General features: G+C 60.0%; 9 protein-coding genes. 5 read left to right on the top strand and 4 right to left on the bottom strand.

The window, feature by feature from the left end; genetic code table 11:
* Position 1 precedes the first annotated feature (1 nt).
* From mksF to mksB, 3 genes are read right to left on the bottom strand one after another with little or no spacing between them, the layout of a single operon-like run.
* A complete protein-coding gene (mksF, locus tag Q0V31_RS00930) occupies positions 2-2,836 on the bottom strand; it encodes an Mks condensin complex protein MksF (RefSeq protein WP_298183187.1) in 2,835 nt (944 codons plus the stop codon).
* Complete coding sequence (gene mksE, locus Q0V31_RS00925) at positions 2,833-3,528, bottom strand: Mks condensin complex protein MksE (RefSeq protein ID WP_298183184.1); 696 nt, start codon at positions 3,526-3,528, stop codon at positions 2,833-2,835. The genes mksF and mksE overlap by 4 nt, the downstream gene beginning before the upstream one ends.
* Complete coding sequence (mksB, locus tag Q0V31_RS00920; protein WP_298183181.1) at positions 3,525-4,775, bottom strand: Mks condensin complex protein MksB; 1,251 nt, start codon at positions 4,773-4,775, stop codon at positions 3,525-3,527. Before mksB ends, mksE begins: the two co-directional genes overlap by 4 nt.
* 320 nt (positions 4,776-5,095) lie before the next feature.
* Here mksB and Q0V31_RS00915 point away from each other — a divergent pair, with 320 nt between their 5' ends.
* The 5 genes from Q0V31_RS00915 (at position 5,096) to rimI (ending at position 10,869) form a co-directional block, all read left to right on the top strand.
* Positions 5,096-6,193 (top strand): carboxynorspermidine decarboxylase, encoded by a 1,098-nt coding sequence (locus Q0V31_RS00915; RefSeq protein WP_298183178.1) that lies wholly within the window; start codon positions 5,096-5,098, stop codon positions 6,191-6,193.
* Positions 6,194-6,262: 69 nt separating this feature from the next.
* Positions 6,263-7,507, top strand: coding sequence for a saccharopine dehydrogenase family protein (locus Q0V31_RS00910; RefSeq protein WP_298183175.1), 1,245 nt, complete (start codon positions 6,263-6,265; stop codon positions 7,505-7,507).
* A 494-nt stretch (positions 7,508-8,001) separates the two neighbouring features.
* Entirely contained in the window at positions 8,002-9,549 is a 1,548-nt protein-coding gene (locus Q0V31_RS00905; RefSeq protein ID WP_298183173.1) for a 2-isopropylmalate synthase, read from the top strand.
* On the top strand, positions 9,546-10,361 hold the full coding sequence (locus Q0V31_RS00900; RefSeq protein ID WP_298183170.1) for an energy transducer TonB: 816 nt from the start codon (positions 9,546-9,548) through the stop codon (positions 10,359-10,361). Before Q0V31_RS00905 ends, Q0V31_RS00900 begins: the two co-directional genes overlap by 4 nt.
* Before the next feature lie 55 nt (positions 10,362-10,416).
* Positions 10,417-10,869 (top strand): ribosomal protein S18-alanine N-acetyltransferase, encoded by a 453-nt coding sequence (gene rimI / locus Q0V31_RS00895; protein WP_298183167.1) that lies wholly within the window; start codon positions 10,417-10,419, stop codon positions 10,867-10,869.
* 250 nt (positions 10,870-11,119) lie between these two features.
* Here rimI and Q0V31_RS00890 read toward each other — a convergent pair whose 3' ends face one another.
* Positions 11,120-12,223, bottom strand: a complete 1,104-nt coding sequence (locus tag Q0V31_RS00890; RefSeq protein ID WP_298183164.1) for a peptidoglycan-binding domain-containing protein — start codon at positions 12,221-12,223, stop codon at positions 11,120-11,122.
* Between the last annotated feature and the right edge of the window lie 619 nt (positions 12,224-12,842).

Below are 12,842 nucleotides of genomic sequence, written 5' to 3'. Positions count from 1 at the left end.
GTTACGCCGGTTCAGCGTGCGGTGCCTTGGCCTGGGTTTTGTCTGCGACGGCGGTGCGGCGCTGAATGTATTTCCAATCCGCTTCGTCGATATAGATGCCGTTCGGCCCACTGCCACCTTCCAGGTCGATGGCCACGTGCGCTGAGACCTGGGGTTTTACCGAGGCGAGGATAGGAACGAAGCCCAGCTGCAGGCTGGTTTCGATCAGTGCCTGCTGGTTCTTCTCATCAATGTCCGCCGCCTCGTCCAGGTAGTACGGCAAACGCACCTTGCCGGCTTGGTCGCGGTCCATCAGGTGCAGCAACAGGTACATGTTGGTCAGCGCCTTGATGGTCATGGTGGTGCCGTTGGAGGCCGCGCCGTCGATGTCGGTGTGGATCACCGGCTGGCCATGCACTTTGGTAATTTCGAAGGCCAGCTCGAACAGGTCCTTCAGGCCCAGCTGGTTATGGTTGGCGGCTACTAGGCGGGCCAGGTACTCCTTGGCCTCTTCGTTTTTGCTGTCCTGATCGCTGCTCTGCTGCAGGTCAAACACCGAGAGGGTTTCACCTTCTTCGTACTGACCGGCGCTGTGGATGATCTGGTCGATGTGCTTAAGCGCATCCTTGTTCGGTGCGAGAACAATGCGGAAGCTTGCCAGGTTGGACACCTGACGCTTGTTGATCTCACGGTTGAACAGCGCCAGTTGGTGTTCCAGGTTGTCATAGTCGCTGCGAATATTGCGCAGGGTGCGCGCGATGTCCGTTACAGCGGCGCGGCGGGCCTTGGCCAGGGTAATGGCTTCGTCTTGGCGGTGGGCGTAGGCGTTGACCAACAGGTGCAGGCGGCGCTCGACGTCGTCCTCGCTGTCGAACTTGGCTACGCCCTTCAGGCGCACTTGCGCGTAGAGGGCTTCGATCTGCCCGTCAACGCGCTGCAAGCTTTGCCAGGCGTCCTGGTAGTCGTTGAGCAGCGGCAGCAGGTTGTCCAGGCTGTCGTCCACTGGGTCGGTAAACGGTGTGCCGAAGGGCAGGTCGGCCGGCAGCAATTGGCGACGACGCAGGGCGTCTTCCAGGGTGCGCTCTTTGGCTTCCAGGTCGGCGAGCTGACGGCCGACCAGTTGCAGCTTGGCGGAGAGCTGCTGCACCCGCTCGGTAAAGGCATCCGAGGTGCGTTTGAGTTCGTCCTGGGCGGCCTCCAGCTGTGCCAGTTGCTCAAGTTTCTGCGGCTCTTCCACGGCCAGCGTCTGACTCTTGCGGAATTCTTCCAGAGCCTTCTGCGCATCCAGAACGGCCTGGTAAAACTGCTCAGCTTGCGTCTTGCTGGCGGCGCGGTCGGCGGCCACGGCCTGCTGGGTCTTCAGTTGTTTGTATTCGCGGTCGAGGCGATCTTTTTGGTCGCGCAGCGCGGCGCGGTCGGCCAGTGCTTGTAATGCGGGTGGTTCGATGTGCGAGAGGTCGATGGACAGGCCCGGCACTTCAAAATGCTCGCCCTTGAAGCCATCGAGAATCGCCTCCAGGGATTTCACCCAGGCATCGCCTTCGGCGACTTGAATGCCTTTCTCTCCTAGCGGCAGGCTGAACAGCTGGCCGTTGAACAGGCGCATCAGGCGGTCGACATCGGCCTGGGAAAACTCTTCACGCAGGCGCGAGTAGCTGTTGTTATCGGCGTGTTCGAGCTGTTGCTTGACCGACTTCAGGCGCTTTTCCAGATCGCGCAGGCGCTCATCCAAGTCTTCGGCGGAGAACTGCCGCGATTGCGCCAGGGCACCGGCCAGCTCGTCATGGGCATCCTTGGCGGCGAGGAGCTGTTCTTCCAGTACCTTGGCATCGCTGATCAGGGCAAAGCGGTTCTTTAGTACCGACAACTCACCTAACCAGCGCTGAATTTCACTGATCTGCCGTTCCATGCGCATCAGCTCGGCGGTACCGCCGCGCTGCTCCTGTTGCAGGCCATCCTGCTCGCCTTGGTAATGCTCGGCCTGGATCACCAGTTCCTCACGGCGCGCGCCGGCGTAGTCCTGCCAGGCACCGAGTAGCGAATCGAGCAGCGGGGAGATGCGGTGCAGCTTACCGCGCAGCAGTTCACGTTGGGCCACACCGGCCGCCAGGGCTTCGATCAATGGCCCGGCGGTGACCAGTGCTTGGTAGTCCTGCTCCATGCGTCGCACGTCGCGGAAGGCTTCTTCGGTGGCGGCGATGTAGTCGACGCTGCCCGAACGCAGGCTATGTTCAAACGCATCGAGGAACAGCTGCTTGAGCTTGGCGGCGGTGATCTCGCGCATGTGCAGCAGGTTGATAAACAGCGCGCGGAAGGTCTTCAGGCTCTGTTCGCTGGTGGAGCGCAGCGGAATCAGGGTCAGGTCCAGCGGCACCGAGGTGTGCCCACCGACCAGTAAGCGGCGCAGCTCCTCCGGTTTCAACTCGTAGGCTTTGATGCCTTCGCGCTCGAGGTTATTGAACAGTTCACGCTGACGCAGGCAGGTGCCGTTTTTCTGGTAATGCTCCAGGTCCAGGGTGCCTTGGTAGGCGAAGAACTGGTGGCCGAAGCCGCCACCTGGCCCGCGCCCGGCCACGCCAATCACATGCGGGCCGTGGGGCAGGGCGACTTCGACCAGGATGTAGCTGGTGTCCGAGGCGAAGTAGAACTTGCGCGACTGCTCCAGGCTGTATTTGCCGAAGCTCATGTCGGACATGCGCGCCAGAATCGGAAATTGCAGGGCGTTGATCGAGGCGGACTTGCCCAGGTTGTTCGCACCGTAGACCGACAATGGGTTTTCCAGCGGGAACAGGCCGAGGCTGTAGCCGGCGGTATTCAATAGGGCGAAGCGGCGAATGCCGTAGCGTTCCTGGCTCATGCGTCGATCTCCTGGGCAGCACGTTCTTCGGCCATGGCGCGAGCCAGGGCGTCTTCTTCAGACTCTTCGAGCGGCTCGTCGGTAAGCCGGATGATCGCGTCTTCCGGCTCATCGTCGAGCAGCACCGGGGTGGGCAGTGGCAGACTGCTGTGCAGGGTAGCGGCCAGGTCGCGATCTTGTTGCACGCTCAGGCACACATCGAGGAAGCGGTGCATGGGCGCGAGAAAGCGGTAGATGCCGTTGTCCTCGCCGGCAAAACCGAGCTGCGTCAGACGGCGCATGATTTTTTCTTCCAGCTCCTCAACCGTAGTGACTTCGGCCTGGAGGAACAGGTCGCGGTACTTCTCCAGCAGCGCCGGCAGTTCGTCACGGCCGAGGCTGCCGCCATCCAACACGGCCAGTGGGTCGCGGCCCTGGTCGGCAAGGTGCTCCACCAGAATAAAGGTGAACAGTGCCAGGCGCTGGGCGGTCTTGTTGACCTGGGCGCCCATCTGCTCTGGGACGAAATAGTAGAAGCCGCGGCTGTCGCAGGTCAGCTCATAGCCCAAGGCTTTGAACAAGGCGCGGTAGGCATCCTGTTGGCCGGCCAGTTGGGTATACAGCTCCGGGTGGCTGCGGCTGATGTGGTAGCCCTTGAACAGCTCGCGGAAGATCGGCGCGAGTTGGCTGAGTTCTTTCAGGTCGATATTCATAGGGCAGTGGTCCCGGCCGGCTTGATCAGGGCAAAGGAGCTCAGGCTGACCTGATGCTCGCGGGTGAGGTAGTCGCGGCGCTCAAGGCGCTCGCGCTGGAAGCGGCTGTCGCGCGACAGCCGCGAAAACCAGTAGAGCAATTCATCGGTGGCGCCTTCGGGCTCCTGCTCCAGCAGCCAGACCATCAGGTCGGGCAGCGGCAGTGCCTGCTCGCAGCGCTCGAGCATTTCCCGAGCGGTACGTGGCGCGCGCGGCGCTTCGCCCTTGCGGCTGCTGTGGGCCTTGGGGAATTGCGCGGGCTTGGGTTCGAAACGGGCGAGGGCATAGACGTAGGCTTCCACCTGCGAGGCCGTGCCGAGAAAGGTGCTTTGCGGGCGGCTGAACAGTGGCAGTGAGGCTTGCGGCACGGCGTCCAGGCCCTTTTTCCGGATCGCCGCCAGGGCCAGTGCTGCGCCACGGGTTACCGCGTTATGCCGGCGTGCCTCTTCGCGCAGCGGCAGTAACAGTTCGCGGGCGCGGCGCAAGGTCAGCTGGGCGGTGGTTTGCATTTCCAGGATGCGCGCGTGGGTGCGCAGCAGCAGGTCATCATCGACCAATTGGCCGAGGCGCTGTTGTTCGCCCAGTAGGCGTAGCAATACGTGCTCGACGCGGTACACGCCCTGCTCGAAGGCACCGTCGGCGGCGACCAGCTGAATCATCGGCTCGACGTATTCATCCCAGGTCGCCAGTACTTCGGCGTAACGCTGACGCAGCGGAATCTGCCGGTCGCTGGTCTTGGCCCGGTCGGCCACTGCCACCAGGGCTTGTTCGTCGTTGGCCAACTTCTTCAATACATCGCGCACGCGCATATCGAGCAGGCGCAGCTGGCGGGCCAGATCGGCGGCGTCGCGTACTTCAAACGCATCCTTGATATAGCCCGCCAGACGCTCGAGGTGGCGCAAGTAGGCTTCGATCTCCAGGCACAGGCCCAGGCGGTGTTCGCGGCGCAGGTAGGCGAGGAAGTCGTGAATTTGTGCGTTGAGCTCGAAGCGATTCGGGCTCTTGGCCACCGGCACCAGAATATCCAGGCGAATCCACTGGTCGAGCAGGGCCGTGACATCGGTTGGCGTGCCTTCAGGCAGCTGATTGCCGAGCTGGTTGCGCAGCTCCACCAGGCTCAAGGTGCCCGTATCAAAGCGCTCACAGAGCGGCTCAAGCAACGTCCAGTGTTCAGCTAGGGCGCGCAATACGCGCTTGGGATCGATCATCGGGGCATCCGCTCCGCGGGCTTTCGCAAAAAAGTGGCGATTGTACTGCATGCTATGGTCAAGGCTTGAGTGTCAGTTATCGGCCTGCATGACGCCGTTTGTCATGTGGTTGCCATCGCTGACGGGCATTCTGGCGAATCTGGTTGGCGCGCGCGGGGCCGTGGCGATTGCCTGTATGGGTCATTGGCAGTCAGGTAATCGACGAAATGTCCCCATTGCCCTTTCGATATGCGCCGGTTGTCGGCACAATTCGCCCCCACTTTTCGGGGAGGGGTCAGCACCGCTGATTGCCTGCCGGCCGACCTTGCATAGGCATAGAGATGATCAAGACACCGTACTACCTCATCGATAAGCAAAAGCTGCTGGGTAACCTGGAGAAAATCGCCTACGTGCGCGAACACTCCGGTGCCAAGGCGTTGCTGGCACTCAAGTGCTTTGCCACCTGGTCGGTGTTCGACCTGATGCAGCAATACATGGACGGCACTACCTCATCGTCCTTGTACGAGCTCAAGCTCGGTCGGCAGAAGTTCGCCGGTGAAACCCACGCCTACAGCGTGGCCTGGGCCGACGATGAAATCCCCGAGATGCTGGCTAACTGCGACAAGATCATTTTCAACTCCATCGGTCAGCTCGAGCGCTTTGCCGAAGCGTCCGCCGGCAAGGTACGCGGCCTGCGGGTTAACCCGCAGGTGAGCAGCTCGGATTACCTGCTGGCCGACCCTGCGCGGCCGTTCAGCCGCCTGGGCGAGTGGGACCCGGAAAAGATCGCCACGGTGATGGATAAGGTCTCCGGCTTTATGTTCCACAACAACTGCGAGAACGGCAGCTTTGAGCTGTTCGATCAGATGCTCGGGACCATCGAAGAGCGCTTCGGCCATCTGCTGCAGCAGGTTGAATGGGTCAGCCTCGGTGGAGGTATCCACTTCACCGGCGAGGACTATCCGCTGGATCAGTTCTGCGCACGGCTCAAGGCGTTCTCCGAGCGTTTCGGCGTGCAGGTCTACCTAGAGCCAGGTGAAGCGGCGATCACCCTGAGTTCTTCGCTGGAAGTCACGGTGCTCGACACCCTGTACAACGGTAAGCATTTGGCCGTGGTCGACAGCTCGATCGAAGCACACCTGCTTGATCTGCTGATCTACCGGCTCAACGCCAAGATGGAGCCCTGCAATGGCGAGTACACCTACATGGTGTGCGGCAAATCGTGCCTGGCAGGCGACATCTTCGGCGAATACCAATTCGATCGTCCGCTGGCCATCGGCGATCGTCTGTCGTTTATCGACGCAGCGGGTTACACCATGGTCAAGAAGAACTGGTTTAACGGCCTGAAAATGCCGTCCATCGTGGTGAAGCAACTCGACGGCAGCGTCGAAGTGGTTCGCGAATTCGGCTTTGATGATTATCTGTCCAGCCTATCTTGAGGTTCTGTGCGCGTTCGTAAGCGTCTTAACAGGTTCTGCTAGCTAGCAAATGAAGGAGAAATAAAGAAATTGAAAAAGAACGTTCTTATCATTGGTGCAGGAGGTGTCGCCAAGGTGGTGGCCCACAAGTGCGCGCAGCACAACGACGAACTCGGTCGTATTGCTATCGCGTCGCGCAACATCTCCAAATGCCAGGCCATCATCGACAGCGTAAAGGCCAAAGGCAGCTTGAAGCAGCCGGCTGAAATTCAGGCCTATGCCCTCAATGCGCTGGATATAGAAGCAACCAAGGCACTGATCCGCGAGACCCAATCGCAGATCGTCATCAACGTCGGTTCAGCCTTCCTTAACATGTCGGTGCTGCGCGCCTGCATGGATACCGGCGCTGCCTACCTTGATACCGCCATTCACGAAGAGCCGGGCAAGGTCTGCGAAACGCCACCTTGGTACGGTAACTATGAGTGGAATCACCTGGCCGAATGCCAGGAGAAGGGCGTGACTGCCATCCTCGGCGTCGGTTTCGATCCGGGCGTGGTCAATGCCTATGCCGCATTGGCGCAACAGCAGTACTTTGACCAGATCGAGTCGATCGACATCCTCGACGTCAACGCCGGTTCGCACGGCAAGTACTTCGCCACCAATTTCGATCCGGAAATCAATTTCCGTGAATTTACCGGCCAAGTCTGGAGCTGGCAGAACAGCCAGTGGACCAGCAACAGCATGTTTGAAGTCAAACGTACCGACGATCTGCCGGTAGTCGGTGAACAGAATCTGTACCTGACCGGGCATGACGAAGTGCATTCCCTGTCCAAGCACCTGAACGTACCCAATGTGCGCTTCTGGATGAGCTTCGGTGAGCACTACATCAATGTGTTCACCGTGCTGAAAAACCTTGGCCTGCTCTCCGAGCAGCCGGTGAAAACCGCTGAAGGCCTGGAAGTGGTGCCGTTGAAAGTGGTTAAGGCTGTACTGCCTGATCCCGCCTCACTGGCCCCAGGCTACAGCGGCAAGACCTGCATTGGTGACCTGGTCAAGGGCACTAAAGACGGTAAGCCGACTGAGGTGTTTATCTACAACGTCGCTGACCACAAAGATGCTTATGTTGAAACTGACAGCCAGGGCATTTCCTACACCGCGGGCGTACCGCCGGTGGCCGCTGCGCTGCTGGTGGCGCGTGGTGATTGGGATGTGTCGCGTATGGCCAACGTTGAGGAGTTACCGGCTGAGCCGTTCCTCAAGTTGCTCGACGTGATGGGCCTGCCTACCCGGATTAAGGACGCCAGCGGCGACCGCCCATGGGATCAAGCCCTCTGATTGGCTGCGCGTCGGCGATACGGGGTTAAAAAACGCCGGGAAATGCTCATGTACAAAAGTACACTCCGCTTTCCCGTCGTTTTGATTCGCTGGCGCTCACCCTTCGGGCCAGCCTGCGGCTGTTACTCCCGTTGGTCGTTGCGCCTTGTCTCGCTCTAGCTCGTTAAATCAGACCAGCGCCCGCCATTTTGGCGGGCGTTTTGCGTTTTGCGTTCTGGCCTAGGCCGTAGGATGGGTTGAGCGCAGCGATACCCATCAGGGGATTGATCTGCCACGACTCGATGGGTATCGCAGGCTCAACCCATCCTGCAAAGGCTTCACGGTCGGACGTTTGCCACTTTGCTGAGCGTTTTTGTGTGCGCCGTTTGCCGCAGGCACTTCGGCTTTGCCGCTGTGTCATGCTTCCCGCCCGCGGCGTTTCACGCGACAATCAACCTCTATCGACACAGCCCGCGCATCGGGTCTGTGCTTTGCGCATCCGTGAGGGCACCAGCATGAGCAGCAACGATCGCGTCATTATCTTCGACACCACCTTGCGTGACGGCGAGCAGAGCCCCGGCGCATCGATGACCGGCGAAGAAAAGCTGCGCATCGCCAAAGCCCTGGAGCGTTTGCGCGTCGATGTGATTGAGGCCGGCTTCGCCATTGCCAGCCCCGGCGACTTTGCTGCGGTTAAGGCGATTGCCGACAGCATCAAGGACAGCACCGTGTGCAGCCTGTCGCGCGCCCTCGATGCGGACATCGACCGCGCGGCCGAAGCGCTTAAGGGCGCTAACTCCGGGCGCATCCATACCTTTATCGCCACCAGCCCGATTCATATGCAGTACAAGTTGCGCATGCAGCCCGATCAGGTGGTCGAGCAGGCGGTGCATGCGATCAAGCGCGCGCGCAACCTGTGTGGTGATATCGAGTTTTCGTGCGAGGACGCTGGGCGTTCGGAGCTGGACTTCCTCTGCCGCATCGTCGAAGCGGCCATCGACGCCGGCGCACGCACCATCAACATCCCGGATACCGTTGGCTACGCGATTCCGCATCAATATGCGGAAACCATACGCCAGCTGCTCAATCGCGTGCCCAACGCCGACAAGGCGGTGTTCTCGGTGCATTGCCACAACGACCTGGGCCTGGCTGTGGCCAATTCCCTGGCTGCAGTGGTGGCCGGCGCACGGCAAGTTGAGTGCACCATCAACGGCCTCGGCGAGCGCGCCGGCAACGCCGCGCTGGAAGAGATCGTCATGGCGATCAAGACCCGTGAAGACCTGCTCGGCGTGCACACGCGTATCGACACCCCGCATATCCTCAGCACCTCGCGCCTGGTCTCGGGTATCACTGGTTTTCCGGTGCAGCCGAACAAAGCCATAGTCGGTGCCAACGCCTTCGCCCATGAGTCGGGCATTCACCAGGACGGCATACTCAAGCACCGCGAGACCTACGAGATCATGTCTGCGCAGTCGGTCGGCTGGCACACCAACAAGCTCTCGCTGGGCAAGTTGAGTGGGCGCAACGCCTTCCGCTCGCGCCTTGACGAGCTGGGTATCGTCCTGGCTGGTGAAACTGAGCTGAACGCGGCCTTTGCCCGCTTCAAGGAGCTGGCTGACAAGAAGCACGAAATTTTCGACGAGGACCTGCAAGCCCTGGTCTCCGATACCCTCAACGAGGAAGCCCCCGAGCACTTCAAGCTGGTGACTTTGGAGGTGGCGAGCAAGACCGGTGAAGTGCCGCAAGCCCAAGTAGTGGTCAGCGTCGACGGCGTCGAGCGCAACGCTAGCGCGCAGGGTTCGGGGCCGGTGGATGCCACCTTCAAGGCCATCGAGTCGATCGCCAGCTCTGAGGCCAACCTGCAGCTGTATTCGGTCAATGCCATCACGCAGGGCACGGACTCGCAAGGCGAAGTAACGGTGCGCCTGGAGAAGGGCGGACGCATCGTTAACGGCAATGGCGCCGATACCGACATTCTGGTGGCGTCGGCCAAGGCTTATGTTAATGCGTTGAACCTGATGCAGGACGGGCAGAAAGCTCACCCGCAGGCGGCTGACGTTTGATTGCAGAACTGCGCCGTCGCGCCTACCTGAGCGCCATGCAGGTGGCCAGCTGGTTGCCGCGCGTGGAGCTGCCGTTTGCTGCGCCTTCACGGCCTGAGCTGTTGCAAGCGCAGGCTGCGCCTGAACCCGAGCCACCCGCGCTGGCCGCGCCAGTAGAGCGTCAGCGGGTGGCTGAAGCAGCGCCGGCGTATGTGCAGCCGGCAGCCGAAGAGCTGGCCGTTGTGCGGGCGAAAATTGAAGTGCCACGGCCAGCTGTTGCGGCGCGCCAGGCCGTAGCCCAGGTTGTTGAGGGCGAGTCCGAGAGTACTGAGCCAAAGCCTGCCCCCGTTACGCCGCCACGTTTTGCCCTGCAACTGTTACGCGCCGGTGCCTGTGCGGTGTTGGTCGAGTTGCCCACCGGCGAACCGCTGCAAGGTCGCGATCCGGCCTACTTGCTGCTCAAGGATCTGCTGCGCGCCGCCGGCTTGCCCGACAGTCCGCAGCTGATTGGCGAGCCGGTGCGCTGGCCGTTGCTGGTGCGTGGGCAAATTGACCAAGGCCCCGATGCGGCGCTGGAGTTTGTGCAGAGTTTTGTCGGTGCCCGCTTGGAAGAGCAGGAGCCTTGCAGCTGCCTGTGGCTGGTCGGCTTGCCGGCAATTCGTTTTGCCGGTGAGGCGGATGCTGAGGCATACAACCGCGAGTTACAGGTTGACGGACTGGGCGCTGCCTGGGCCTTGCCGGGCCTGGAGTTGTTGATGGATGAGCCCGAGCGCAAGCGCGAGCTGTGGCAGGCTATGCGCAGGGTGCGTCAACGCTGGCTGGCTAATACGTGAACATACCTTTCCCGGCCTGCGGGCCGCGGTTCTTACGCTTGTCGAGTCAATCTGAATGAGTGATGCGCTTTCTTTCCGCCCGATGACTGCGGCGGATATCGATACGGTATTGAAGATCGAATATGCCGCGTTCAGCCATCCGTGGACGCGCGGTATCTTTATCGACAGCCTGACCTCCTATAACTGCTGGGTGATGCTTGAGGGCGAGCAGCAGGTGGGGCATGGCGTGATCCAGATCATCATGGACGAAGCGCACCTGCTCAATATCACCGTCAAGGCTGAGAGCCAGGGCCGTGGCCTGGGCCTGAAACTGCTCGAGCACCTGATGCAGCAGGCCCAGGCGCAGGGCGCTAATGACTGCTTCCTTGAGGTGCGGGCGAGCAATCAGGCGGCGTATCGACTCTACGAGCGCTACGGCTTTAACGAAGTGGGTAGGCGTCGTGACTATTACCCGGCTGTGGGCGGACGTGAAGATGCCCTGGTAATGGTCTGCCCGCTGTTCGACTGATTTATTCTGCTCCGAAGTCCCAGAAATCAGGGGGCGGGCAGCTGCCGACAGGCTGATGCCAGAGAATGCTTGCGTGGTGGGTGCGCGTCGAGCAGCCAGGGGATTTAGCTTTGGCTGGAGCGCTTGTTTGAGATGGGAGAGCCGACAAGGTGGTCGGGCTTGGTGTCGATGAAGCCAGTGCACAGCCCCAGCATTGACCTCGGCAGGTGCGCTCTGCAAAGTGCGCACCTGCCGAGGTATGACTCAGGCTTTACGGCTGAACGTTGAGGTGCTCGAGGCTCTCATAGGTCAGTGCGCCATAAGCAAGGCCGTTTTTATGCTGGTACTCCATTAGAGCAGCAACGGTTTTTGGCCCAAGGGTGCCATCTACCGGACCAGGATTAACCCCAGCGCCATTCAAGGCATTTTGCAGGGAGGTAATCATCGGCTGATTTAGCTCGTCCTGGCACACCGCGCGAACAGTGACCATTTGCGGGGCACCGTCATACACGGTGGTGAGCATTTGCTGGCTTTCTGCAGGTAGCTGCTTTTCTTCCTGCGTGGCTGGCTGGCTAATCAGCTGAACCGGAACATCAATGTTCTCATCAGGTATTTTCACTTCAACCACACGTGCCGGGGTTATCAGTTTCCAGCGCGTCACTTCTTTGTAAACAGCAGGCTCGACGATTTCCTGGATGGTTTCGGGTTTCACCAGCTTCATTTGCGTGACCGTGGTGGTTACCGCCGGGATCAAACGGGCGCACAAGGTTCTCGCGGAAGTTGTCTGAGCGAATTGCACGCCGGCCGCTTTACAGACTTCCAGTTCAGTCCTGGCGGCCTCGACTTCAACGGTCTCCATTTGCTCTTTGAATACGGCCGGTATCACCACTTTACGGACAATTTTCGGGCGCACTTCAACGCGCTCAGTCACGGCGTCATAGACTGGCGGCTCCACGGTATACATGGTCACGCCTTCTTTGCTTACAACGCGCTTGCTGTCTTGGCTCAGTTGCGCCTGGGAGACTTCAATCGTATTGACCGCGTCTTTCACCAGAACATCAATGGGCTGCTGAATCGGCTTGGGGCGGACGATGGACTGAACCCAGCACTGGTTCGCCGAGATCATTGACTCGCTGCCGGCTGCTTGGCTGGACTGCATTGGTGCCGCGGCCATAGTCGGCTCGGGCGTCACAGCAGGCTCTGCAGTCTGTGCAACAGAAGCCGGTCTAATAATCAGTGCGTTCTTGGCCTTGCGCTCTTTGGTCCATGCGTTCAAATACACATCATCTTTGTTGGTCGCGTCAGGCTGGCTCTGGCTGGCGCAGCCCATCAGTCCCATCAATAGGGTGGGTATAAGAATAAATCCGGGTTTCATCACGTTACTCCTTAGGTGCGTAACCATATTTTCGAGGCATGAATTACGTTTTAATTTTTAGGTAAGCCCTGAGTTACGGCTAATTTGCCCAAGCCCAGTGCGCCCTGTTCCACATGCAGAGCAACACTTCCCATAAGCCTCGCCCATGTAATCGACGTGGGTGGATATATCCCCGTTTTAGCGCTACCCCCTGCATACGCAGGAGAGTCAGATGCCGAGGAATGACCCACGGATTAGACCAGGCGAGCAGCGGGGCGCGCGAAACACTCTGGTTATCAGCCCCCAAGCGCGTTCGCAGGCCCCTTGAATGTACGTATTGCTACATTTTGAGCGCTAACCTAAAGGTCGCCCTCTATATCCAGAAATACCGACAGTCGGCTGATCCAATATCAGCCATCGGTATGGGCACAACCCGCATGCTCCGCAGGCTTTGGTCGTCTGGCCTTGTGCCATCTTAACTGCCTCTGACAGCCCGGCACTATGCACTAAGTAGCCGTTTTCCTCCAAATTAATCGGCCGTTTTTAGTGCGCTTAGTAGGCGCGGTGGGCCTGCTGCTCGGGTGCGGTTCGGGTGGCGTGAGCCAAGTGCTGTTGACGTTATCAGGCAGTTGTGGCGTCG

This window comes from uncultured Pseudomonas sp., assembly GCF_943846705.1.
In the GTDB taxonomy this organism is placed as follows: domain Bacteria; phylum Pseudomonadota; class Gammaproteobacteria; order Pseudomonadales; family Pseudomonadaceae; genus Aquipseudomonas.
This window is presented reverse-complemented; position numbering and strand designations above follow the sequence as displayed.